Below are 25049 nucleotides of genomic sequence, written 5' to 3'. Positions count from 1 at the left end.
CCGTTGCTGCTGCGGCCGGGTCGCATCGAGTGTGCGTGTATGGAATCAATTCCGGGTCAGGCGCGAACACCCAGATCGGGTGCACCACGGTCACTGTTCAGTGACATCCTTGGGAACTACAAGTCCCAACATCTCTCGAATGGGGAGCCTGGGGAAGAGGAACAAGGAACTCGACTCGCTGCGCGGCGTCGCGGCGATTTCGGTGTTGATGTACCACACCTTGGCAATTAACTTCCCCTTTCTCCAAGCCGGTATTGGCTTGGCGCCAGTTCCTGGAATTGCGAACAACCTACTGGTGTACTCGCCCCTCCACGTCTTCTGGTTAGGCGCTGAAGCCGTATGGATGTTCTTTGTGCTCTCCGGTTTTGTACTGACACGCGTTGCAGCTAAGGAGTCATTTTCCTGGGATGCGTACTATCCGAGCCGGATGGTCCGACTTTATCTCCCAGTCTTCGCCGCTGTAGCCCTCGCCTGGGTTTCGTTTGTCGTCGTTGCGCACGTGCCAACCGCTGCCGACGGGGACACGCTCACCGGTCTTGCAACCGACTATCCGTTACTCTCGATTGTTCATGATTTGACAGTCGTAGGCGGTACCAGCACGTCGTTGGGCGTTCTCTGGTCTCTCCAATGGGAAATCATCTTTTCACTTTCGCTTCCCGTGTACTTGTTCTTGGTGCGCCGCCATGGTCTTGCGGCCGGGATTGTCGCGGGCTTGGCCTGCCTCCTTGGCTGGTATATCAACGATCCGGTCACATCCTTCCTCCCGATGTTCCTGCTGGGCGCCCTACTCGCACAGTATTGGAATTCAATTGCTCGAGCTTTCAGTTTTCTCACCACGAGAAGTGTCTGGTCGTTCGCGGCCGGAGTCGTGCTGATCATTGTCAGCATCTTGGCCATGTGCTCCTTCTATCTGCTCGGACGCGATATCTCGGACGCAGGATGGCCACCGCGCGTCGTGACCTTGCCGCTCGCGCTCGGCGGAATTTCCTTGCTGCTCGTCGTTGCCCAGGTTTGGATTCCCCTTCGGGCTCTCCTAAGTTCTCGAGTGCCTGTTTTTCTCGGGACCATTTCGTTCAGTCTGTACTTAGTGCATCGCCCCATCGCCGTGGCGTTGGCGTTCGCGCTGCATATCGGCAAGACATCGGCGGTACTCACAGTGGTGGTGAGCCTTGTAGTGGCATGCCTTTTCTATTTCGCAATTGAACGACCGGCGCACCACCTCTCGCAACGTATTGCATCGCGGGTTCGTGCGAGAGCTTCGTCATCGGACGCCGTGATGAGACGCGCCGAGTCATAACTCCCAAACGAAGAAGCGCCCGAGGCGTCTCCGGCTCGTCTGCCTCCGCGGACCCGGAGGAGCTGCTCGCTACACTGGGACGTACCGGCAGAGTGCCATTGAGCTAGGAGTGATTTCTTGTACAGCGGACACGGGGGCGCTGGCGTCCCGGATTTGTCGGTGGTTATCCCCACATACAACTCGGCGGAGTGGCTTCCGACGACCATCGCGGCTTTGGTGCTCGCGCTCTCTGAAACATCTTGGACGGCTGAAATCATTGTCGTGAACGACGGGTCGACCGATGCGACTATTGAGGTTCTCGAATCACAGAAATCGAATAGCCCGTACCCACTTCGAATCGTAAACCAGGAGAACAAGGGCCGGTTCATGGCTCGATGGGAGGGAATTCAGAGCGCTTCGAGTAGCAAGGTCTTCGTCCTGGACTCGCGGGTTCTGATCCACGAGAGTGCACTGGCTCATTTGGAAAGTGCGCTTGTGGAACGGCCAGGCGTGATGGTGTGGAATGGCCACGTCATTACCGATCCCACAGCTCCCCTCGTCGGACGTTTTTGGGAGGTGCCGACCTTCTTGTTTTGGGGTCGGTATCTTGCCCATCCACGTCCCACACTGATTACAAAAGACAATTTCGATAGGCTGCCCAAGGGAACGGGATGCCTTCTGCTACCCAAAGACCTCTATGAACGCGCGTGCCTCGCTTCATGGCCAAGCGAGAACGCGCACCTGGTCTCTGACGACACCAAGCTTCTCCGATTCATAATCGAAGAGACGCCGATACTTCTCGATCCTGAGTTCTCGGCCACGTATCGGCCTCGTGTGACGTTCCGGGGGTTCCTTTCCCACAGCCGAGGACGAGGAACGCTGTTCGTTGACAGCTACGCGGGAACGAGCACTGGCCGGGACCTCACCCTTATCCTTTTGGCCATCTTGCCTCCGCTTGTTGCGCTAGGTCTCGCAGCGTTCGCTGTGCAGGGCCTTTGGGTGCTGTTTGCGGTCTTGTTGGCAACCGGGCTCGGGTCGATTCTCGCGCCGTTCTTGATCGCGTCCGCGCGTGGTTGCCCCCTGCGGGCAGGCGCCTCCTATCTTTGCTACATCGTCCCCTTCGGGCTAACATTTTGGGCCGGCCTCGTCAGAGGAATTCTGGTTCACCGAAAGTCATTTCAATTTCACAAGCAATTCTCAAACGGGGCGAATACTTGATCATTTTCATTTACGGTACGACTGCCGAGGCGATCAAGCTCGCGCCGATCGCTCGGCGGCTCGACGAGCGGAAGATTCCGTATCAGCAGTGGTTGACCTTCCAACACACTCAGGCATTGGCCGATAGCCTTCCGACCCTGGGCCTTCCTAAACCAGATCGCATCATTGCAAATGGCAATCGCGGACAGCCGCTGCGTGGGTATGGTGACGTGCTCGTCTGGCTATTCCATATTCTGGGATGGGTCCTTCGCAACGCGTGGGCCATCCGGAGAGAGCTACCGAAGAACACGATCGTCATCGTTCACGGCGACACGATGACGAGTGTCGTAGGCGCAGTAATCGCACGTCTGATCGGCGCCAAGTGCGCTCATGTGGAAGCGGGTCTCCGGTCCGGCAATTGGCGGCATCCGTTTCCGGAAGAGATTGACCGCAGAATCGTCGGCGTCTTGGCCTCAATTCACTACACGCCGTCCCTTGAAGCCTCGGCGAACTTGAAATCGCGCCGCGGAATTGTGTTCACCCACGGTAACTCCGTTGTCGATGCTGTTCTCGATCACAGTGAAGTCGAACGTAGTGACGACGCCAAGTTCGGTGTGGTGTTGCTGCATCGCTTTGAGCTCATCTCTAATAAGCATCTTGTCGAGGAAGCGATCTCGACTCTGGGCGCTGAGAGTCGATATCCGCTCAAGCTCTTGGTTGATGCATATTCCCAAGGCGCAATGGAGGAGGCTGTCCTCAAGCTGGGACAAGGAAAGTTGACGCCTCAACCCAAACTCCGGCACGAGGAGTTTGTGCAGCTGCTCAAGAGAGCGGAATTCATTATTACCGATTCCGGTGGCATCCAGGAAGAGACGGCCCTCCTGGGCGTTCCGACACTCGTCCATCGCAAAGCCACCGAACGCGGTGAAGGGTTGGGTAAGAACGTCGTCCTCTCGGAATGGAAAACGGAGCTTCTGATCGACTTCCTCAAGAACTTTGAGCGCTATCGACAGCCAATCGCTCGGCCCAAGTTCTCTCCTTCAGGGATCATCGTTGACGATCTGATTGAGCGCGGCTATGCCCAGAATTGACAAAGGTTCACTTCCGGGGACTTTGCGATTGAACGATCGCCGGTGAGGGCAAATCGTGGAGGGTCGTTTCTCGCGCAGCACGGTAGAGCGATCTTCGTCATTGGGGGGATCAGCGGGCTCGGGATCCTTGCGTCGGCCGGTTTCCAGATCGTATCGATCCGAGGTCTTGGCCCACAGGCGTTCGGGCTCCTCGCGTCCTTCCTTGCGCTGATCAATATTGCGTCGATCGGGAGCGGTGCACTGAGGAATTCGGTCGCCGTCGCGACGGCGAGCGGAGCCTCACGCGAGACTTCAGCCGTAGCAAGTACGAGGCGAATGGACAGTTCGCTGATCGAAGCCTTGGCACTTGGCGCGATCTGCACCGTCGGAGTGCTTGTGGTCCCGTGGCTGGGAGCAGGAGCGGGCCACGAAAGCTCCGATGTCATTGCACTGCTCTTCGTCGCCGGCACAATCACGCCGTACTTCCTATTCGCGCGTGCTCAGGGAATTCTCCAGGGTGCGGGAGATCCCCGTTCGGTGATCTGGTGGTCGACTGGAGCCCAAATTGCACAGCTCCTACTGAGCATTGCAGTACTTCTGTGTGGTTTTGGAGCGCTGGGCATTCTCTCTGTTCTCTTGGTCACGGCGGTTATCGGCGCCGTGGGATCAAGTATCCAAGCACGCCGATCATCGGTTCGACTGTCCGGTCGGCCGTTTACAGTCGAGAGTTCCGTGGTGCTCCTGCTGACCATCACATTCGCCTGGTTGACGAACATGGACGTCGTATTGGTGCGGGCCGGATCGCCGGAGAACATCGCGGGGGCCTATGCCGCCGCCGCGGTTCTCATCAAGACGACCCTGATCGTGCCGGCCACCCTCTCCCTCTACCTGCTGCCGCGTTTCGTGAGCCGGAAGAAGGACGCGTCCATGACTAAATATGGAGTCAATGTCACGCTGGCCATTACATTCTTGTCTGGCGCTGCCATGTTCATTATCGTGTCCCTGGCTGGTGGGCTGATCGTTCCCGTGTTCGGACCGGGATACCAATCAAGCCTGCAACTCCTGCCATGGCTCGCGCTGGCGTGGCTTCCCTGGGCGATGGCTCAGGGACTCCTTATCCGGCTGACCGCCTCGAGCTCGAAACTGGCCTTGGTCGCACTCGTCGTAGTCGCAATAGCCCAATGGATTGGCTCTACCGCACTGCTCCCGGATGTGCTCGCCATGATTGCCTTGAACGGGATACTCGGGTTTGCTGCCTTGGTTGTGCTCTTCCTTGTCCACCTCCGGTCCTCGAAGATTGACGGTCGCGGCGTCGAGTCGTGAACCAGCACCTCGTTTGAGACAGGACGAGTAGACAGAAGAGGTGCCACGCGGGCGTCCCTGCGTGTGCGCAAGGTTAGCTAGTTAGACTAAAGCTATGAATTCCCCGTATGAGCGCACTTTAATTGTCATGCCCGCGTTCAACGAAGCCGATACGGTGGGGGACGTCATCAAGGAGGTCTTCGCAAAGCTCCCGGGGGCGCACTGCCTCGTCGTAAACGATGGCTCAGATGATGACACGACGGCCGTTGCGCAGGCTGCTGGGGCTTCCGTGGCGGTGCTTCCCTTTAACCTCGGAGTCGGTGGGGCCATGCGCCTCGGATTCAAGTACGCTCTCGAATACGGCTATGACAATGTCGTTCAAATCGACTCCGATGGACAGCATGACCCGGCCAGTGTCCCTGATTTACTCGCTCAACTTGAGACCGCCGACCTTGTCATTGGCGCGAGGTTTGCCGGCGAAGGCGACTACGAAGTCCACGGCCTGCGCAAGGCCGCAATGCGTTTCCTCTCCGCCATCCTGAGTCGAACCACAAGGACCCGTCTGACGGATACAACCTCGGGTCTCAAAGCATGTGGACCACGAGCAGTCAGGTTATTTGCGGAGCACTATCCGGCCGAATATTTGGGTGACACGATCGAAGCGCTAGTCATTGCGGCGAAGGCCGGCTGCGTAATCCTCCAGATTCCCGTAGCGATGCGGCCTCGGGCTGGTGGCAAGCCGTCTCACAATCCGATCAAGGCCGCGACGTACTTGGCCCGTGCTTTTCTGGCTCTCGGGTTCGCCTTGGTTCGCCCGCCATCGACACTTACGATGAAAGCCTAAAAACTATGACCGTCACGTCTTACATTTTCGGCATCCTTGCGGCGGTGGCAACTCTTGCCGTCGTCGTTGAGATGCTCCGCCGTCGGCGGCTTCGGGAACGGCACGCTATCTGGTGGCTCATAGCAGGCACTGCCGCGCTTGTGATTGGCGTTTTTCCGAGGGCGCTCGAATGGGCGGCCGGATTGGTCGGGGTCGACATACCCACGAACCTTGTCTTCTTCGTAAGTATTGCTGTTCTGGTGCTTGTCTGCATCCAGCACAGTGCTGAGCTCACCGATCTGGAAAGCAAGGCAAGAACATTGGCGGAAATGTCCGCGCTGCAGGACCTGCGTATCGGGCGCCTTGAATCATCGGCACGAGCAGGGTCGGTTCGCTCCGAGGGCGCTACCAACGTTCCAGTGCGTCGTCGTCCCTGAGCCGCTCTGAACCTGAGGTCGGCATTGCGGCGAACGGAAGTGCCGATCTTCGAGTGATGAGGGCCCGAGCTCCTGGGTCCACCGTGTGTGGGCCGAAGTGGTTGGTTCGTCCTTCTTCCACCCCGAATCAGCGCCTCTTGTCGAGGCGGGGTCGGCGCGCGGGGGAATAGAAACTAGAGTTGGACAGTCTGCCGCGCACGTAGCCGGTTAGTGAGACTGCGTCGTTGTGGGGAGCTTGTCATGGGGAATCGTCTGCCAGCCCGAGTCATTGCTGCTGTCGTCGTACCGATTATGCTCTTCATCTCATTGGCAAGTTGGGCGCTCGCCTCTCCCGTCGGCGCGAGTCCCGATGAGGACTATCACCTGGCTAGTATCTGGTGCGGTGGCGGTATCAAGGCTGGAATTTGCGAAGCCGGAGACTCGGCACAGACGAGGCAGGTTCCTGCCATTTTGCTTGATTCGTCTCGATGCTTCGCGTTCAAGGCGGATCAAAGCGCATCCTGTGCGCAGATGCCGTCGAGCGTGATGGCCAACACCACTCGGGGCAATTTCTTCGACCGCGGCTACCCGCCCGTCTTCTACGCCGTGATGAGCATCTTCGTGAGTAGTAATGTGTCAGCGTCCATAATGCTCATGCGCGCATTCAATGCTTTCCTATTCGTGGCAGTCGTATCGGCCTTGTTCTTTCTCCTGCCTCGCTCGCGTAGAGGTCCACTTGTCTGGGGTGCCGCAATTACGATCGTGCCACTCGGCATGTTTCTGATTCCGAGTGTGAACCCGAGTAGTTGGGCAATTATTTCCGCAGGAACGTTGTGGGTCGCCCTTGTCGGTTTCTTTCGTGAAAAGAACGTGAAACGTCGGGTGGCTTTCGCTGGTATTGCGGCCCTTACGACTCTTGTCGGAGCCGGCGCCCGCAGTGATTCGGCGGTCTACAGCGTTCTGGCGGTCCTGGTTGCGCTCGTTCTCACGTTCAGGAGGACACGCGGTCATTTGGCTATGTTGTTGCTGCCAATTGTCTTGACAGTGTTCTCGATCTTCATATTCTTCACATCCGGGCAGTCGTCCGTCGTGAATGCCGATGGCTTTGACAAGGCGACGGACATCAACGTCTGGGAACTGTTCCAGACGAACGTGGTGCAGCTGCCCCAACTCTGGGCAGGAGCGCTGGGCACGTTCGGTCTTGGCTGGCTCGACACTGCTATGCCCGGTATCGTCTGGGTGCCGACATTCGCGATATTCGGAGGCTTTGCTTTTTGGGGGCTGCAGAAGCTTGGTGCGCGCAAGGCGATAGTTGTCGCGCTTGTTGCGCTGAGTCTCGTTGTCGTCCCCATGTATATCCTTATCCACGATCGCGTACTGGTGGGAGCGGGCGTCCAGCCGCGTTACATCTATCCCCTGATGATCTTGTTCGCGGGCTTGTTGCTGCTTCAGCTCAAGCGCGATGACCTGGGAATGTCACGGACCCAGCTCATCATCGCGGGGAGCCTGGCGACCCTTGCAAATTCGAATGCGCTGCACGTCAATATCCGCCGCTATGTAACCGGAATAGATGTGGTCGATGTGAACCTGAGCACCAGCGTCGAGTGGTGGTGGAATCTGCCGATTTCTCCCAACTGGGTTTGGGTGATCGGAACTCTTTCCTTCGCCGGCGCCGTATTCGGACTCATCGCTTGCGTGACCACGAAACGAGACACTCTCAGCGGGAGTCATTCGTTGAGCGCTAGTCGATTTGCCGTGCGCGACTAACGAGTCCGCGCCTTGACTGAGTTCGACTAGTCCTTTCGGAGGGGCTCCCTGATCGAGCGAGTTACGGTTCGCAGGTTAGATGTAGCAATTTGTCGGAGATCGTGGCTTCAGTGAGGCTTCTTGTCGCTCACGGCGACAGGCGCAGTCTGGAACGATAAATTTGATGTCGTGTATGAGGCATGAAGCCGCTGGGCGAGGATCGCGAGGGCGGCCGCGAAAGCGATAGTCCCGATCGCCCAGACCGTCATCGGCGACGGAGCGCCCTGCCACCACCATTCTGGTTGCACGTTGAGATTCCATCCCACCACGTCGAGTCCCGTGACATATCTCCGGATGTCGAAGTGAAGAGCAACGGAATTGGCCACACCCAGTCCGGCGACAACGATAGTTGTTTGCGCACGGGTGATGTTCAGAGGCGCTCCGGAACGCTGCACGAGAGAGATTCCGGCGAGAAGGATTACGAGGGGAAGCACGTAACGAGGCTGGACTTGCTCGCCAACTACGGCCTTTGACTGCAAGAGGACGAATAGCGGAACGAGCCAGAGTGCTGCGAGCACTCCCGCAATTGCGATTGCTTTCCGCCTGCTCATGTGCCGAAGCCCTGTGAACGCGATCGCGCAGTACACCCCAACGCCGATAACAGCAACGATGGCAGGTAAATGGGTATCCATCCAGCCCAGATTCCCTAGGCCGAGCGTGCCTGCCCAGAGCTCAGGCACGTTGAGGAAATTAATGAAGAGTAAGTACTGAGAGCTCCGGTGCGGATCTGGAGGGGCATCTGAGGGGAGACCCGAGGTGGCAAATGATGCTTGCCCGGCAGAGAAATAAAAGAATGCCGCGACGAGCGCCAGTACCAAAGGCAACAGAAACGAGACTAGGAAACGCCTGCGCACGTTCATCTTGAGTACCGTGACGGCCAGGATTGCAACGATCGCATAGATCGCAGCATCGGCGCGTGCTGACGCCCCCATCACAGTGGCAAGAGCGGCCACAACGCCCAGACTGATCTTGCGACGGCCTGTGGTTTCAAAATAGCCGAGGAGTGAAATCCACAGAGCTCCGGCGGAGATGACGGCCCAGCTGCTGGGGTTGTTTGACGGAATCAGGAACATTCCAAGTGGTACAACGGTGACGGCCAGGCTGGCCACTAAGGCGGTACGTCGTGCGCGTGGGAGTAAGAAGAAGAGCCACGTCGAAAGTCCGACGAACAGAGCCGCATTGACGAGGCGCATGAGGACTACCGAGACAGCCACATTTTTGCCGGCGAGAAGCCCCATCAGGGCATAAAACACCGGCGGATAGGCGCCGGACCAGTTCCCGTGAGATGTCGGAGTGAGTGTCGTCGAATCCGATGTGACTGCCGAGGTCTGGCATGCCGCGCTTAAGTCTCCTCTAAAAGCGAAGCAATAAGAGTCGGATAGTGCCTTGGGAACAAGCCGCCAATCGGGATTGACACCGCTTTCGCACAAACCGGGCCGCAGACCGTCCCCACACCAGATGCTTGCGAGGTGGAAGTTGTCGTCGGGGCTGGCTCCAGCGGGTGACGCCACCGACCAGCTGCCTAGTGCAATAAAAAGTAGGATCGGAGCGATTACGGCAGCCAGTAGGCCTTTTCGAGTGCTGGTCAGGCCTATCCGTTTCACGTCGCGATCCTATCCGGCTGTGATTCCGCTGGTCGCACGCTACGACGTCTTCTTCCCGCCACTGCCGTGCAGGGGGTGCCAGTCGTTACAAGCCCTCTGTTCCCTACCAGTTTCGACGCCACTTGAGAATGGTAGACCACACCACTCGATGCTGTGGCAGTCGGTATCCCGGTTAGACTCGGTGCGATGGAAAAACGGCCGTCCCCGAGAGCGAGCGAAGACAGTGTCTGAAAACGCCCCCACAGAGGATGTGCGGGTGGCCATAATCGTCAATAGCTATCCGCCCCGACTCGGGGGCCTCGAAAGCCACGTCATTCAGCTGGCCACCGAATTGAAGTCGGCTGGGGCGCGGGTACTCGTGATTTGTCTCGCCGAGAAAGCGTCGGACACGCTCGAAGCCGGAGTGCGTGTCATCCGGTTGAAGATGCACTTTCCTATAGCGTCGGTCATTTCCTTTCCTGCCTTTGGGACGACTCGTAGGTTGAGCCGTTTGCTTGTTAACGAAGACATCAACCTGGTGTCAACGCATACGAGGTTCTTCCCGATGTCCTATGTGGGGCTTCGTGCCGCAGCCAGTCGCCGGATCCCCGTCATCCATACGGAACATGGGGCCGGCTTCGTGAAGAACCCGTCGAACATGATTCAAATGTTTTCTCGATTGGTCGATCTCACCTTCGGGCGCTTCGTGCTTCGCGGTGCGGCGCAGGTGTTGGCTGTCTCTGAGCAGTCGGCGCAATTCGTCTCCTATCTTGCTGGAATCGATGCGCGAGTCTTTCCGAATGCCCTACAAATGGAGAACTGGCCGCGCAGCGGGGACTCCCCGACTCTGAACGGAATCGCATTTCTCGGCAGGCTCGTACCTGGCAAAGGATGGGAGACCGTCATCGACGTTGCGGCTGAGCTTATTAAGGTTCGTGGCTTTGACGACCTCGTCGTGCATATCCTGGGGGACGGTCCGGATGCCGATGCTGTGATCGCGAGGGTTCGCCTTCGAGGGATTGAACAGTCCGTCCAGATTCACGGTCATGCCCAACTGGAAGAGGTCAGAGACGCATTACGTCGTTCGGTGCTTGTAAACCCGAGCGAACTCGCTGAAGGATTCCAAGTGACGCTCCTTGAGGCAGTAGCTGCTGGCGCTCAGATCGTTTCGTATCCGGTTCCATCTGTCCCGCCGTTGCTCGCTGACGGCGGACCTGTTCGTCTTGTTTCGCGTGAGTCGTTCGACAATCTCGTGGATTCTGTCCAGGACGCACTGCGGAATCCAATGCCGCCGATGTCGCGGGCGGTTCTTGAGGCTCGATGGTCATGGCGGATACGTTCGCGTGAGTATCTTGCTCTTGCGCGTAGAGTGACGACACCCCGACAGTGAACAATCGACGCTGGACTCCATTGGTATGCCGTAGCGAACGCACGAGATCGGATTCCAACCGGTCTTCCACTGTCGACCGCAAGGTCCGCCCGGCGTTCCCGGATCCGGTGTTCCGCTCTCGTGGCATCCTCATGACGGGAGCGTGAGATGAACGGCATCGAGTCGCGATCGCCCGTGTCGGTTGCCATGTGCACGTTCAATGGGGCGGCATACGTAACGGAGCAGCTCCGGAGCATCCTCGGCCAGACTCGGCCTCCCGCCCAGATCGTGGTCTCCGACGACGCGTCGACTGACGGGACCCCCGAACTCGTGGAGTCCGTCGTGACGGAGTGGCGTGCCCGCAATCCCTTGAGCGCCATCGAGGTGCGGGTGATTCGCAACGCGAGCGGGCTCGGCGTGACCGGGAACTTCGAACAGGCCCTCGCCGCATGCTCGGGCGATATTCTGGCGCTGAGCGACCAGGACGACATCTGGCATCCACGTCGGCTCGAACTCATGACGGCAGAATTCACCCGTAGGCCGGAGTTGGTGCTGTTGCACACCGACGCCCGCCTGGTCGACGGCGACGGGCATCCGCTGGGGATGACCCTGCTGCAGACCCTCGGTGTCACCGACGTCGCCAAAGCCCTCGAACACGACGGGCGGGCCCTCGAGCTGCTGGTGCAGCGGAATATCGTGACGGGGGCGACCATGATGGTGCGTCGCGAGCTCCTCGAGCGGGCACGGCCGTTTCCGGCGGCCTGGGTGCACGACGAATGGCTGGCAATGTTCGCGGCGCTGACGGGAACAATGGATCTGCTCGACGAGCAACTCGTGGACTACCGCCAGCACGATGCCAACCAGATCGGCGTCACGAATCTCGACACCGCCGGACGTCTCGGCAGGCTCCGAGCGCCACGTACGGAGCGGAACGGGCGGCTCCTTGCGCGTGCTCGGGCATTGGCCGAGCGAGCGCCGTCGTTGTTGGGGCCGACCGCCGAACCCAGCGTGCTGTACCTGCTCGAAGACAAGCTTGCCCACGAAGTCGTGCGCAGTTCATTGCCCGCAGCGTACGCGGCGCGCATCCTCCCCGTTGTCCGTGAGTGGCGTACCGGACGCTACGCCCGGTTCGGGCGTGGCGCCCAGGACGTGCTGCGCGACCTTGTGCAGCCCGTCTAGGCCCTTTCGATGGCCCTGTCACCAATCGTCTACTCTGGGTGAGGGTCGGCGCCGGGGGTGCCCGTGGCCCCGATGCGGACGTATTCCGCGCAAGTGATGGAGGAACTCGCCGTGCCACAGGATCTGACGCCCGTTGTCGGGCGATCGCGACTGCACGCCTGGCGCGACGGCTATCGGCGGTTCACCGAACCGGGCACGGACGGCCTGCCGCGCACGCGGGTCCTCCTCGCCTTCCCCGCGCTGCTCCTGATCCTGGGCATCGTGCTCGTCGCACTCGGAATCAACGGGTCGTCCTCGGGCGTCTTCCACAGCCAGATCGCCTACGGCAGCGACTCGAGCCTGATCGCGGGCACGCCACAGCTCACCAGGTCCGATGAATGGAACGTGCAGACCGTGTGGGCGATCGCCCAGGTGCAGCAGGGGCTCCCGCTCGTGAACGAGACGTTCCCCGGCGGGATGGATGCGACGTTGCCGCAGGACCTGCCCCGGGTCGACTGGACGGTGGCCTTCCGGCCGCACCTCTGGGGATTCATGGTCATGGACGTCGACCACGCGATCGCCTTCAAATGGTGGCTGCCCGGGCTCGCGCTCGCGGCCGCCGCGTACATGTTCCTCGTCACGTTGCTTCCCAGGCGGCCCGGCGTCTCCGCGATGATCGCAGTCGGATTCCTCTACAGCCCGCTCTTCCAGTGGTGGTACCTGTCCACGACGCTGTGGCCGGTCGTGTGGGCACTCACCGCCATGACGGCGTTGATCCACGCGTTCTCGAGCAGCTCCCTGCGGTCCCGATGGGGCTGGGCGGCCCTCGTGGGCTACCTCACGGTGGTCATGGCGACGGGCATCTACGTGCCCTTCATCGTTCCGGCGGTACTTGTCGTGTTGTTCTTCGCGGTCGGCCTCGTGATCGAGCGTCGCCGGGAGAACCCTGGGCTGCGGGCAGTGCTCTCGCGGGTCGGACCGGTGCTCGTGGCCGGCGTCGCTGCATCCGCCGTCACGGTTCTCTGGCTCGCGACCAAACTCACGACCGTCGAGGCGTTCCTCGGCACCACGTACCCGGGCAACCGGGTGACACCGACCGGTGGCGGCAGCCTGCTGAGTTTCGCCTCGGCGATCGGATCCTCGTTCACGCAGACTCTCAATGCGCAGCGCCCAGGCCTGCTCGGAGCGAACGGCTCTGAAGCGTCGACCTTCTTCTACATCGGCATCTACCTGCTGCCCGTCGTCGGTTGGATCGTGTTCAGGCAGGCCAGGGCGAAGCGGATGCTGCCCTGGACGCTCATCGGGCTCACCGCCGTGGTCCTGCTGCTGCTCGCCTACCTGTACGTGCCCGGATGGGATGCGATCGCCCGGCTCCTGCTGCTCGACAAGACCAGCCAGAACCGCGTGCGGCTGGGCATGGGGCTTGCGTCCCTCGGCCTGCTCGCCTACGTGCTGCGCTACCTCGACGAACACCGGGTGCGCGCAGGCTTCTGGATCGCCGCGATCTCGGCCGGCCTCTTCGCGCTCTCCCAGGCCGCGATCGGATACGTGGCCATCCGGCACCTCCCCGGAATGCTCGAGGCCGTGCAGCTCTGGTGGCTCTGGGCGCTGCTCTCAGCGGCGGCAATCTACTTCGCCGCGCGCCGTCAGCCGAGGCTCGCCGCGACCGCGTTCCTGATCGTGACGATCGCCGGCTCTGGCCTGACCAACCCGATCTACAGCGGGGTGCTCGATCTGCGCGAGACGGCGGTGTCCAGGGCCGTCGTCGCCCTCGACGCTTCGGCGCCGAAGACCTGGGTCGGTATCGGCGGCGGACTCACGACTGCGGTGCTGCTGGAGTCCGGCGTGCGTGCGGAGAACGGCTTCCAGGGTGCACCCTCCCGCGCAATGTGGGGCGTCATCGACCCGGCGAACCAGTACGCCTTCCAGTGGAACCGACTCGCCGGCGTGAGCTGGGTCGCGGGCCCCGGGGAGCCCGTGGTCTCCAATCCCGCTGAGGACCAGATCCGGGTCACCTTCGACGCCTGCTCCGCGTTCGCCCAGGCGAACGTGGGCTACGTGCTCGCAGACGATCACCGTCTTGACTCGACCTGCCTGAAGCCCGTGCAGGCTTTCGAGCTGCCGAAGGCGACCCTGGAGATCTACCAGGTCGTCCCGCGCTAGAAACACGCCGCCCGGCTCTCGCCGGCACCTACCGGCGTTCGGCCGGCTCTGCGAGGCTCAGGCCGAGGGCGTGCCTGGCCAGAATGCGGATGCCGGCCGTCTGACGGGCGGAGACGGCCTCGGGCAGGCGCGTGAGGGCATTGATCCGCGAGGAGATGTGCCAGCGGGCCGTGCGGGCCGCCCGAGGCCAGCCGTGCTCCTCGAACTCGGCCGCGAGTGCCCGGAAGAAGCGCTGCTCCTCGACGAACCTGCTGCCCTCCGCCGCCCGCCACGACGAGACGCTCGAGGCATGGCGGCGATACTCGAAGACGACCTCGTCGTCGAGCAGCAGGCTGCCGCCCTGGAACGCCACGTCGAGGGCGAGGCCGAGGTCCTGGATAACCGAGAGGTTCGGCCGGAACCCCACCGCGGCAACGGCCGAGCGGCGCCAGGCGATCGTGGGGAAGTTCATCCAGTTGCCCCTCGTCACGCTCACGGCGAGCTTCTCGCCGCCCAGCTCGATGGTGCCGCGCACGTGCGGGCGGTAGAGCGCCTTCATCCGGTCGACGAGCGGCCGGTAGACCCGGCCGTCGCCGTCGATGACCCGGGTGCCCGGGTGGATGAAGTCCGCGGTCGGATGCGCCTGGCCGAGCGCCTTGACCCGGGCGACATAGCCGGGCAGCATCACGTCGTCGCAACCGAAGATGGTCAGCCAGTCGTTCACGGCCAGGTCGATCGAGGCCTGGAAGTTCACGTTGATGCCCGCGTTCACCGGGTTGCGCCGGTAGACGATCCGCGGATCTGCGAGGCCGACGAGCCACTCGCCGGCCGTGACGTCGGGATAGCAGTCGTCGATGACGACGAGACGCCAGTCGGGATCCGTCTGCGCGAGGACGCTCTCCACGGCGATGCGGAAATGGTCGACGCCGCCGTAGAACGGCATCATGATGTCGAGTGTCACGCGGTTCTCCCTCGCGGCATCCGGTTTCGGAACCGCTGCTTCCGTGTTCGCCGAGTAGCATTCACAGGTGAAACCATCTTCGCTCATGTCCCAGGCAGCCATCTCCACCGGTGGTGTCCTCGCTCAGGGACTGGCCCGTTTTGCCTACACGGTGCTGATCGGTCGCGTGATGGGGCCGGAGGATCTGGCTCACGTTTCGGCCTGGATCGCCCTGGCCCTGATCCTCTCGCTGCTCTGGCCGACCGGGGCGGGAAACGCGGCAGCGCACTTCCTCGCGCACGAGCGTGCACTCGGCCATTCTCCTGTGCCCGCCCTCCGACTGATCCAGCGCTCGTTCTGGATATCCTGCGCCGGAATGCTGCTGATCGGGCTTCCCGTCGCCATGATCGCGCTCGGGGCGGACATCGGCGACACCATCGCGATCGGGGTGCTGATCGTGACGTGGTCCGGCTATGTCCTCGCGCGCGGGATCGAGGTCGGCCTCGGCCGGATCACGTCTGCGGCAATCTGGGACGTGATCTCCTCGGCGACGACGATCGGGCTCCTCACGATCGTCCTGGTGACACGCCTTCCCGGGGCGCTCCTCTGGCCGATCGCGATCGGCTACGCCGTCTTCGCGCTGCACTCGCTCCGTGGCGCACACCTCGGCCACGACGAGCTCCGGCAGGAGAGCGGGCTGGAGCCGGCGCGCATCCTGAAGTTCATCTCCTGGAATTCCCTCGGATTGCTCGCCTCGAACGGGCTGATCCAGTTCGCGATGGTGTTTGTATTCATCGTCGAGCCACCGCTCACGGCCGGGTTGTTCGCCGCGGCGATGTCGCTCGCCACCCCGGCATCGATGCTCAGTCAGGCCATCACCCAGGTGCTCATCCCGCGCTTCACCGAGTGGGTAGCGGCCGATCGGGTCGCCTCGCGGCGTCGGTACCTGATGGTGTTCGGAGTGATGTTCCTCGGCCTCGGCGCCGTCTTCGGAGCTGTCGCCCTCGCCAGCCCGATCGTCGTCGACGTCGTCTTCCACGCGACCTACCGGGAAGCCGCACCGATCATGGCCTTCCTCCTGATCGGCGTCTTCGCCTTCTCGATCTCCCTGGTCGCCACGGCATACCTGCTGACGACGGGGCGCACCCGGGTTGCGACGGCCGCCTCGGTCGTCGGCCTGGTCGTTGGCCTGATCGTCATGGTCGCGGGCACGCCGGTCCTGACCGGGTCGTGGGCGGCCGTGGCCGGAGTCATCTCCGGGTATACCGTGACCGCAGTGTGGGTCATCGCCGCATCGTTCGGGCGCGTGCAGGCGGATGCCCCGCGCGGCATCCGTGTTCCACTCGTCTAGGGTGAAGGATTAGCTGTAACCGCCGTCCCGAAGGAAATGATGTCCGACACGTCTGTCGCCGAGCTCGAACTGTCCATCGTCATGCCGTGCCTGAATGAGGCCGAGACGCTGGCGATCTGCATCGACAAAGCCCAGGGTTACCTGGCGCGGTCGGGAGTCCGCGGAGAAGTCGTCATCGCCGACAACGGCAGCACCGACGGATCGCAGCAGATCGCGATCGAGCACGGCGCCCGCGTCGTCGACGTCGCGGCCAAGGGCTACGGCAACGCCCTGATGGGCGGCATCGAAGCCGCCAAAGGCACCTATGTGATCATGGGTGACGCCGACGACAGCTACGACTTCAGCTCCCTCGACCAATTCGTCGAACGGCTCAGGGCCGGCGACGAACTCGTGATGGGCAATCGGTTCCGCGGCGGCATCGAGCCCGGCGCCATGCCGCCCCTGCACAAATATCTCGGCAATCCCGTGCTCTCGACCATCGGGCGGATGCTGTTCCGCTCGGAGATCCGCGACTTCCACTGCGGCCTGCGCGGCTTCAACCGGCAGTCGATCCTCGACCTCGGCCTGATCACGACTGGCATGGAATTCGCCAGCGAGATCGTCGTCAAGTCGACCCTCGACGGCCTCCGGGTGAGCGAAGTACCCACGACGCTCAAGAAGGACGGCCGCAGCCGTCCGCCGCACCTCCGCAGCTGGCACGACGGCTGGCGCCACCTCCGGTTCCTGCTGCTTTTCAACCCGCGTTGGCTGTTCCTGATCCCCGGTTCCGTCGCGTTCGCCCTCGGAATCCTCGGCTCCATCCTGCTCGCCTTCGGACCGGTGCAGATCGGCACCGTGGGCCTCGACGTGTCCAGCCAGGTCTATCTCGCTGCGCTCGCCGTCGTGGGTTACCAGGCGATGCTCTTTGCGCTGCTGACGAAGCTCTACGCGCAACACGAGGGTTTCCACCTGCCGCGCAGCCGGGCCTTCGAACGGTTCGCCCAGCGGGCGAGCCTCGAAAGCGGCGTGATCGTCGGCCTGATCCTCTTCGTGATCGGCTTCGCCGTTGCCATCCTCCAGCTGAGCGTCTGGGCCGCCTCCGGATTCGGCGCCCAGGACCCCGTCGACACGATGCGGCTCGCCGTTCCGGCCGCCCTGTTCATGATGCTCGGGTTCCAGACCGCGATGTCGGGGATGTTCCTCGGGATCCTGTCCATCGACATCCGTCGCCCGCGCTAGCGACAGCTCTACTCGGCCCCGTCGTCGGTCTCGGGCGGGCGGGGCCTGGGCTGCAGCCCGCTGCGCCAGCTCTTGCCCTGCGCGGCCGTGAGGGCGCAGATCAGGAGCAGCAGCCAGCCGGCCTCCACGAGAACAGTGCTCTCCGCGAGGCTCGTGACGATCAGCACCACGAGGATGAGCGGCGCCCACGCGTAGATGAGGGTGCGCTTGTTGGAGGCGAGCACCCAGGACCGCCAGAAGGCGAGCACGACGAGGACCAGGAAGCTCAGGAAGCCGATCAGGCCGAGCTGGAAGTACACATCGAGGAACGCGTTCAGTCCGGTCTCGTAGTGTCGGCGGGTGCTGAAATCGAGCCACCCGTACGGGGTCGCGGTCCCCGGCCACAGGCCCGACCAGCCCCAGCCCTCGAGCGGGTGCAGCCCCACGAGGCGCCACATCTCCCGCCACAGGGTCGCGCGCACGCCGAATTCGCTGCGGGCGTTGAGCGCTTCGACAATGGCCCCGCGGGTGAGGAACGCGACGACCCCGGCGACGACGGTCACGCCGAGGAGGGCGAACTGCAGCAACCGGCGGCGCGGCTGGGGAGTGTTGCGCAGCCAGGTCAGGGCGAGACCGGCGAGACCGACGAAGACCGCGACGATGAAGATGACCGGAGACCCGGTGAGCAGGAGGCAGGCGGTCGCCCCGATCAGTGAGACGATCGCCACCCCGCGCCGCACCGACCGGGTCCGCAGCTCGATGACGAAGGTGACACCCGCGATGAGGGCAGCGAACCCGAGCGCGTTGCGGGAGCCGAAGATGCCCTGGATCGGGCCGAGCTCGTCGAGATGCCCCTGGATGTCGAGGAACCGGATCGGCGCGTCGAGCAGCAGTCCGGCGACGATCTCGAGTGCGACGGAGGTCGCGAGCAGCACCCGGAGCACGTCCCCTGTCGCCCGCACGATCTGGATCATGGTGCGCGCGAGCACGATGTAGAGCGCGAGGAAGGCGAAGGCGAGCTGGTAGATGAGCCCGATCGCCGTCGCGAACGGGTACCCGGTCCAGAGCAAGGACAGTGCGCACCAGCCGAGGAATACCAGGATCGAGATCGGCAGCAGCCCGTGCCATTCGATCTGTTTCCTGCGGGCGACGAGGGAGAACGCGGCGAGCACGACGAGTCCGCCGAGCACGCCGATCAGGCCGGGCCAGCCGACCAGCCCGCGCAGGAAGACCGAGCCGAACGCTGTCGCGATCGTCGCCTGGGTCAGCGCCGTGGCGAAGTGCGGGCCCCGGAAGAGCCGCATGAGTGCCCTCGGTAGTTCGGGGGAGTGCGCGCGGGAGTTCATGGGCTTCCTAGGCTACCCGCCGGCATCCGCCCCGCCCGGTCTGGCGTGTTCCGCAGTCACACGGATGCCTAGGGCATCGGCCGGTTCAAGGCCTGCTGTCTCTTGGTGGTGACGCTGACGAGCACGAGGAGAACCCAGCCGTATTCGATGAGCAGCCGGCTCTCTGCGACACTCTGGGCGATGAGCGCGGCCATCAGGAGCAGCGGGAGCAGGGCGGAGACGGTGTACGGGGCGGTGTCGGAGACGGTCGTGCGCGGCCGGTCGACCGCGAGGAACCAGGACCGCCAGAGTGCGCCGGCGACGATCGCGACGAAGGCGATGAGGCCGATCACCCCGACCTGGAACCAGACGTCGAGCCAGGCGTTGTGCGCCTGCAGGTAGACGACGCCCTTGCGGTTCGCGAGGCCCGCGAAGGGTTCGGCCCACGGCACCCAGTAACTGACCCAGCCCCAGCCGAATGCCGGCCGCTGCACGGCGAGGCCGGTGACGCTCGCCCAGATGTCGAGACGGCCGGTGAGGTCCTCGCTTTTACCGAAGAGGCTGAGCAGCCACGGCGACAGGGTTGCCACCGCGACCCCGCCGGCGACGATGAGGCCTGTGGCGGCGACATAGACGGGACGGCGGCGCTGCGGGCCGCGGCGGCGGGTCCAGAGGGCGAAGATCAGCACGATCGCGACGAAGCCTGCGGCGAGGGTCACGGTCGCAGAGCGGGTTAGCACCAGCACGACCGCGGCGGCGGCGAGCCAGGCGATGCCCCAGCCGCGCCGGACTGTGCGGGCGGCGAGCTGTACCGCGAAGACGATGACCGCGAGGAGAGCGACGAAACCGAGCAGGTTGCGGTTGGCGACGATGCCCTCGATCGGGCCGCCGTGGAAGAGCAGGCCGCGGGACCAGTAGAACGCGTCCGGGATCTTCTCGCCGGGGTAGGACACCCAGAGCGGGAGCACCGGCTGCCGCACGAAGGCGCCGACGATCACTTCGAAGAGCAGCGACAGGGCGATCACCCAGCGGAGCGCCGCGGCCAGGGTGCGGAGCAGTTCGGCCCAGCTGAGCACGAGGGCGAGGAAGAGCGCGGCGATCGTCGTGGCCCAGAGCACGGCGACGCCGATGGCCGAGGCGCCCGGGTAGAAGGACCAGGCGATGGACAGCGTCGTGATCACGAGGAAGACGCCGATCGAGCGCGGGAACTTCGACCAGACCCAGTCCGGCTTCAGGCGCACGAGCAACACCACGCTGCCGACGAGAACCACGACCGCGATGGCGCCGAAGCCCCACCATCCGAGCAGGTTGCGCCAGAATTGACCGGCGAGGGCCGTGAAGAACACGAGCGTCGCAAAGGACCGGACGACGAAACGGCTCTGTACGGCGGGCATGAGTCCTAGAGTACTGCCGGGGTTCCCGCCCGGCTGCTGTCGAGCACACAGCCACCCAGACATTTTTATACCCATGGGGGTATAGTTCAGCCATGAAGATTCTTATTGTGGGCGGAGTGGCGGGCGGCATGTCCGCTGCGACGCGGATGCGCCGGCTCGACGAAGCGGCAGAAATCATCGTATTCGAGCGCGGGCACTACGTGTCCTTCGCGAACTGCGGGCTGCCCTACTACGTGGGCGGCCTCATCGAAGACCGGTCGGCGCTGCTCCTGCAGACGCCCGAGTCACTCGCGAGTCGTTTCCGCCTCGACGTGCGCATCGACCACGAGGTCACCGGCATCGACCGTGCGGCCCGGACGGTCAGCGTTCGGGACACGGTGACGGGGACCGTCACGACCGAAGGCTATGACCGTCTGGTGCTCGCGGCCGGGGCGACGACCCGCAGCGTGCTCCCTGCCGGGTCGGATCTGCCGGTGCACACCCTGCGCACGGTCGACGACGTCGACCAGATCACCGCGCTCCTCACGCGCGCGTCCGGGCCGGGCTCCGCCGTCACCGGCCCCGCCGCCACGGTCGCCGCCGTCGTGATCGGCGCCGGCTTCATCGGCCTCGAAGCTGTCGAGAACCTCGTCCTGCGCGGCGTGCAGGTCACGGCCGTCGAATTCGCCGGCCAGGTGCTCGGGCCGCTCGACCCCGAGATGGCGGCCCCGGTTGCCGCGGTGCTGAAAGCGCACGGCGTGGACGTGCGGGTGGACACCTCGGTGCGGGGCGCATCCGCCGGGCGCGTGCTGTTCAGCGACGGAACGGATGTCGCGGCCGACCTGATCATCGAGGCGACCGGAGTGCTCCCGGACACCTCGCTCGCCGCTGCGGCCGGCCTGCGGATCGGCGAGAGCGGTGCGATCTGGGTGGACGACACCCAGCGGACGAGCGACCCGCTCATCTATGCCGTCGGCGACGGCGCCGAGAAGATCGATGCGATCAGCGGCGGGCCGACCCGGATCGCGATGGCCGGGCTCGCCAACCGGCACGGCCGCGCCGCCGCGGACAGCATTGCCGACAGCGCAGCCGGCGCTTCCGGGGTCTCCGTCGCCGCGGAGCCGGCCTTCGGCGTCGCGATCGTCGGCGTCTTCGGCACGACCGTCGCCATGGTCGGCTGGAGTGAACGGCGCCTGCTGGCCTCCGGCCGGGGGCACCGGGTCGTGCACACCCACCCGAGCGACCACGCCGGTTACTACCCGGGGGCCGAGCAGATGTCGGTCAAGCTCCTGGTTGATGCCGTGACGGACGCGATCCTCGGCGCTCAGATCGTGGGCGGTCACGGGGTCGACAAGCGGATCGACGTGATCGCCACGGCGATGGCCGGCGGGCTGACGGCATCCGCTCTCAGTCGGCTGGAGCTCGCCTATGCGCCGCAGTACGGCTCGGCGAAGGACCCGATCAACCAGCTCGGCTACGTTGCGGACAACCTCGCGGCCGGCACCACCCGCAGCCTGCAGTGGCACGAACTGGCCGCGGCGCTCGCCGCGGGCGAGGCATTGGTCGATGTGCGCACGGCGGGCGAGTTCGCGGCCGGGAGTATCCCGGGGGCGATCAATGTGCCGCTCGACGAGCTCCGCGACCGGTTCGGCGACCTGCCGGCCGGGCCGCTCGTGGTGCACTGCCAGGTCGGGCAGCGCGGGCACACCGCCGCGCGGCTGCTCAGCCAGCTCGGCCGTGAGGTGCGTAACCTCGATGGAGGCTACAAAACCTGGGCGGCGGGGGCCGCGGCGCTCGCCGCGTCGCCCCGCGCCGCGGTCGCTCCTGCTCCTCCTATTTCCCCCGTAGTTCCCACTCTCTCCACCGAAAGGATCGTCGCATGAAGGAAATCACTGTCACGGAACTCGCCGCGCTCGACCACCCCGCCATCGTCGACGTGCGCGAACAGTCCGAATACGACACTGTCCACGCCGAGGGAGTGCGGTTGATCCCGCTCGGCGAGCTCGTGCAGCGCGTCGACGAGGTGCCGCGCACGGGCCCCGTCTACGTGGTGTGCCACCTCGGCGGGCGCAGCGCCCAGGCGACCGGCTTCCTCGCGGCGCAGGGCATCGACGCGATCAACGTCGTCGGCGGCATGGACGCGTGGCAGCGCGCCGGGCTGCCCGTTTCCGGAAAGGCCTGAGATGACTACTGAAACTGTCGCCGTAGCGGATGCCGCCGTTCAGCCCACCGCTGTGCAGGGGGCCGCGCACGCCGCGAACCAGAAGAAGATCCTGAACCGGTTGCGCCGGGCCCAGGGCCAGCTCGGCGCGGTGATCGCCGCGGTCGAATCCGGCGGTAGCTGCAAGGACGTCGTGACCCAGCTTGCCGCGGTGTCGAGCGCCCTCGACAAGGCGGGCTTCGTGATCGTGTCCACCGCGATGCGCGACTGCATCGACAACCCGGACACCCCGAACGCGCTCACGGTCGACGAGCTCGAGAAACTCTTCCTCACCCTCGCCTGACCCCGCGCGCCCGCCCCTGACCACGGGTCACGGGCGGGCGGGGCATCAGCGCTGGGTCAGGTGCGTGACCGTGAAGCCGCCGGGGGCGACCGTGACGGATGCGCGAGCCGGGTTCCCCCGCTCATCCGCGTGGGCGACGGGCCGGCCAGCGGCATCGTAAGCGGCCTGCTCCAGCCGGAACCCGCGCGGCACGAGCACGGGCCGCACGCTGGACTCCCGCGCGGCGCTCACGTACAGCGTCGAATCGCCGGCCGGTCCGGTCACCGTGACCGTGGACACGAGCGGCTGCAGCAGCAACGCGTCGATCGCCGCCGCCCCGCTCGACGTGCCGGTCACAGCGGTCGAGCCGGCCGGCAGCGTGCGGGACAGTGAGAGCGGCAGCAGGCGGCCGGGGGCATCCGTGATTCCCTGCGCCCCCGCGCCACCGTTCGCCGTGCTGCCGAGCGCTGCCCGGGCGGATGCCCAGCTCGTGTTCCCTGAGCGGGCTTCGGTCTGGTTCACGATCGGGTAGACGTTGCGGGCCTGGTCGTTCGCCGGGACGGGGACGCTGAGCGACCCGCCCTTCGTCAGGCTCACGTATGCGCCGCCGGAGAGGTTGGCCTCGCCGGTCCACGCCGATGCGGGGGTGACGACCGAGCCGCCGGTGATCGTGCCGGACTCGGCTTCGACGACGCTGAGTCCTGCGGTTGCGACGGTCTTCTCGATTCCGAGCGCCTTGGCCCTGAGCTCGGGGTTCGCGTCGAGGGTGAGCATGGTCAGCAGGGTGTGGATCGTGGATTCGGCGCCCGAGTTCGGGTTGACCCGGCCGTCGCGCTCGATGCCGTCGATCGCGGTGCCTGTCGCCGGGTTGTATGCCGGGAGGCCGCTGCGGTTGGCGCCGAAGAACCAGCCGGCGTAGATCGCGGCGACGTCGAGCAGGCCGGGCGCGTTCGCGGCCTTCGCGGTCGCGACGAGGCCTTCGACCCGGGAGTCGACGCCGTAGGCGATCTGCGCCTCGCCGGGGGTCGGGCTCCACGCGTTGTCGGCGCCGCCCGCGGCGAGAAGCTGCGGGGTGAACTGGGCGGAGTCGGCGACGGCGGCTTTCAGCAGGTCGGGTCGGCCGAGCACGGTCCCGGCCGTCGCGACGGCGGCAGGGGCCAGGCCGCCCCAGGCATGCCAGAGCGACTGCGACTTGTTCCACGGCAGGATCGCGCCGAACGGCCACTGGGTGAGCGAACCGGAGGACATCGCGGCGACGCCCTCGGTCAGCCGGGTCAGCGCGGTGCGCACAACGCTGTCGCCGGGGTCGGCCGCGCTGAAGGCGGCGAGGCCGATGGCGGCCTCTGCCGAGGCATCCGCCCCGCCGGCGATGAGCCAGGCCGGGACCTTCACGCCGTCGGCGACGTCGAAGGTGCCGTACCGGGCGAGGGACTGCCGGTTGAGCGCGTCGAGGCTGAGGTGCAGCCGGTCCTGGAGGAACGCGGCGAAGGCGGGGTCTCCGCCGGCGCCGGTACCTGAGAAGGCCGCGTAGCCCTCGCCGAGGGCCCAGAGGGTGCGGGCGACCCAGTACGACTCCGCGGAGTCGCTCGGGTCCGGCAGTTCCTTGGGCGTTGCGCTCGGGGTCAGCGTGCCGTCGGCTTGCTGCCAGAGTACGACGTTGCCGGCGTTCGGGCCGGACGCGGTCTGGAGGTAGGTCAGGGCGCGCAGGGTCTGCACCGCGTGGTCGCGGCTCGAGGCGTCGCCGGTGAGCTTCCAGTGCCGCAGGTAGACGACCGCGGTGCGGGCGATGTCGTCGGCGTTGTATGCGCCCTGGCTCCAGTGGCCGGTGCCTGCGTCGAGGGAGCCGCCGCCGATGCGGGTGTAGCTCCCGTCCGCGTTGCGGTTGGCGTAGGTCCATGGCGCCTGCGCGGTCGGCTGCTCGGCGAGGCGGTAGGTCGTGTGCTCCGCGGTCTGCGTGAGCGGAACCGCGTCGAGCAGGAAGTCCAGGTGAGCGAGGTTGGTGAGCGGCTGGCCTGCGGCGGGGGCCGGTGGCGTGGTGGTGCTGCCGACCGCGGTTGCGGTGCCGCCGGCGACGGATGCGGCCGCCCGGCCGGGCTGTGCGGCCGCGGCTCCCGCACCGGCTCCCCACAGCAGCAGCGAGACCGCGCTCGCGAGGGCGACGGAGCCCAGCGCCGATCGGCGCGGGGTGAAACGGAAACCAACGGCATTGTGCGTCATGCGTGACTCTCCTTTGAGTAC

20 protein-coding genes are annotated in these 25049 nt (G+C 64.5%); 15 read left to right on the top strand and 5 right to left on the bottom strand.

Translation table 11 applies throughout. The features are described 5' to 3' along the window. The first annotated feature begins 139 nt into the window (after window positions 1–139). From E3O50_RS07685 to E3O50_RS07655, 7 genes are all read left to right on the top strand, one after another. Entirely contained in the window at window positions 140–1297 is a 1158-nt protein-coding gene (locus E3O50_RS07685) for an acyltransferase (protein ID WP_134560478.1), read from the top strand. 117 nt (window positions 1298–1414) lie between these two features. Next, window positions 1415–2494, top strand: coding sequence for a glycosyltransferase family A protein (locus E3O50_RS07680; protein ID WP_134560476.1), 1080 nt, complete (start codon window positions 1415–1417; stop codon window positions 2492–2494). Then, the gene (locus E3O50_RS07675) at window positions 2491–3564 is read left to right on the top strand and encodes a UDP-N-acetylglucosamine 2-epimerase (RefSeq protein ID WP_134560474.1); all 1074 of its coding nucleotides are present in this window, start codon (window positions 2491–2493) and stop codon (window positions 3562–3564) included. Before E3O50_RS07680 ends, E3O50_RS07675 begins: the two co-directional genes overlap by 4 nt. A gap of 315 nt (window positions 3565–3879) precedes the next feature. Continuing rightward, on the top strand, window positions 3880–4866 hold the full coding sequence (locus tag E3O50_RS07670; protein ID WP_134560472.1) for a hypothetical protein: 987 nt from the start codon (window positions 3880–3882) through the stop codon (window positions 4864–4866). Window positions 4867–4960: 94 nt separating this feature from the next. Continuing rightward, window positions 4961–5689, top strand: a complete 729-nt coding sequence (locus E3O50_RS07665; RefSeq protein ID WP_134560470.1) for a glycosyltransferase family 2 protein — start codon at window positions 4961–4963, stop codon at window positions 5687–5689. 5 nt (window positions 5690–5694) lie between these two features. Beyond that, on the top strand, window positions 5695–6105 hold the full coding sequence (locus E3O50_RS07660) for a DUF2304 domain-containing protein (RefSeq protein ID WP_134560468.1): 411 nt from the start codon (window positions 5695–5697) through the stop codon (window positions 6103–6105). Between the two features lie 240 nt (window positions 6106–6345). Then, entirely contained in the window at window positions 6346–7851 is a 1506-nt protein-coding gene (locus tag E3O50_RS07655; RefSeq protein WP_134560466.1) for a DUF2142 domain-containing protein, read from the top strand. 107 nt (window positions 7852–7958) lie between these two features. Here E3O50_RS07655 and E3O50_RS07650 read toward each other — a convergent pair whose 3' ends face one another. Beyond that, window positions 7959–9494, bottom strand: a complete 1536-nt coding sequence (locus tag E3O50_RS07650; protein ID WP_134560465.1) for a DUF2142 domain-containing protein — start codon at window positions 9492–9494, stop codon at window positions 7959–7961. A gap of 256 nt (window positions 9495–9750) precedes the next feature. Between E3O50_RS07650 and E3O50_RS07645 the strand changes: the two genes are divergently transcribed. The 3 genes from E3O50_RS07645 to E3O50_RS07635 all read left to right on the top strand — a co-directional run bounded on the left by E3O50_RS07645 (window position 9751) and on the right by E3O50_RS07635 (window position 14163). After that, window positions 9751–10863, top strand: coding sequence for a glycosyltransferase family 4 protein (locus tag E3O50_RS07645; protein ID WP_166788264.1), 1113 nt, complete (start codon window positions 9751–9753; stop codon window positions 10861–10863). A gap of 147 nt (window positions 10864–11010) precedes the next feature. Next, complete coding sequence (locus E3O50_RS07640) at window positions 11011–12021, top strand: glycosyltransferase family 2 protein (RefSeq protein WP_134560461.1); 1011 nt, start codon at window positions 11011–11013, stop codon at window positions 12019–12021. A 111-nt stretch (window positions 12022–12132) separates the two neighbouring features. Then, entirely contained in the window at window positions 12133–14163 is a 2031-nt protein-coding gene (locus E3O50_RS07635) for a hypothetical protein (protein WP_134560459.1), read from the top strand. Window positions 14164–14191: 28 nt separating this feature from the next. Here E3O50_RS07635 and E3O50_RS07630 read toward each other — a convergent pair whose 3' ends face one another. Then, entirely contained in the window at window positions 14192–15103 is a 912-nt protein-coding gene (locus E3O50_RS07630) for a glycosyltransferase (protein WP_134560457.1), read from the bottom strand. A gap of 85 nt (window positions 15104–15188) precedes the next feature. On the opposite strand from E3O50_RS07630, the gene E3O50_RS07625 reads away from it, so the two are divergent. Both E3O50_RS07625 and E3O50_RS07620 read left to right on the top strand, forming a co-directional pair. Continuing rightward, window positions 15189–16433, top strand: a complete 1245-nt coding sequence (locus E3O50_RS07625; protein ID WP_134560455.1) for a lipopolysaccharide biosynthesis protein — start codon at window positions 15189–15191, stop codon at window positions 16431–16433. 36 nt (window positions 16434–16469) lie between these two features. After that, the gene (locus E3O50_RS07620; RefSeq protein ID WP_134560453.1) at window positions 16470–17651 is read left to right on the top strand and encodes a glycosyltransferase family 2 protein; all 1182 of its coding nucleotides are present in this window, start codon (window positions 16470–16472) and stop codon (window positions 17649–17651) included. A gap of 8 nt (window positions 17652–17659) precedes the next feature. Here the strand turns inward: E3O50_RS07620 and E3O50_RS07615 are convergent, their stop codons facing one another. Continuing rightward, the gene (locus tag E3O50_RS07615) at window positions 17660–18976 is read right to left on the bottom strand and encodes an O-antigen ligase family protein (protein WP_134560451.1); all 1317 of its coding nucleotides are present in this window, start codon (window positions 18974–18976) and stop codon (window positions 17660–17662) included. 68 nt (window positions 18977–19044) lie between these two features. Further along, complete coding sequence (locus tag E3O50_RS07610; RefSeq protein WP_166788263.1) at window positions 19045–20349, bottom strand: O-antigen ligase family protein; 1305 nt, start codon at window positions 20347–20349, stop codon at window positions 19045–19047. A 92-nt stretch (window positions 20350–20441) separates the two neighbouring features. On the opposite strand from E3O50_RS07610, the gene E3O50_RS07605 reads away from it, so the two are divergent. The 3 genes from E3O50_RS07605 to E3O50_RS07595 are packed head-to-tail and all read left to right on the top strand — an operon-like array spanning window position 20442 to window position 22832. Beyond that, the gene (locus E3O50_RS07605) at window positions 20442–22211 is read left to right on the top strand and encodes an FAD-dependent oxidoreductase (protein WP_134560447.1); all 1770 of its coding nucleotides are present in this window, start codon (window positions 20442–20444) and stop codon (window positions 22209–22211) included. Beyond that, on the top strand, window positions 22208–22510 hold the full coding sequence (locus E3O50_RS07600; protein ID WP_134560445.1) for a rhodanese-like domain-containing protein: 303 nt from the start codon (window positions 22208–22210) through the stop codon (window positions 22508–22510). The genes E3O50_RS07605 and E3O50_RS07600 overlap by 4 nt, the downstream gene beginning before the upstream one ends. Window position 22511: 1 nt before the next feature. Beyond that, a complete protein-coding gene (locus tag E3O50_RS07595; protein WP_134449034.1) occupies window positions 22512–22832 on the top strand; it encodes a metal-sensitive transcriptional regulator in 321 nt (106 codons plus the stop codon). A 45-nt stretch (window positions 22833–22877) separates the two neighbouring features. Here the strand turns inward: E3O50_RS07595 and E3O50_RS07590 are convergent, their stop codons facing one another. After that, window positions 22878–25028 carry a hypothetical protein gene (locus E3O50_RS07590; RefSeq protein WP_134560443.1) on the bottom strand — a complete coding sequence of 717 codons (2151 nt, stop codon included), beginning with the start codon at window positions 25026–25028 and terminating at the stop codon, window positions 22878–22880. Window positions 25029–25049: the final 21 nt, after the last annotated feature.

It is taken from the genome of Cryobacterium sp. MDB1-18-1 (assembly GCF_004402735.1).
Lineage (GTDB): Bacteria > Actinomycetota > Actinomycetes > Actinomycetales > Microbacteriaceae > Cryobacterium > Cryobacterium glucosi.
The sequence above is the reverse complement of the archived record's forward strand: the minus strand, read 5'-3'. Positions and strand labels throughout refer to the sequence as shown.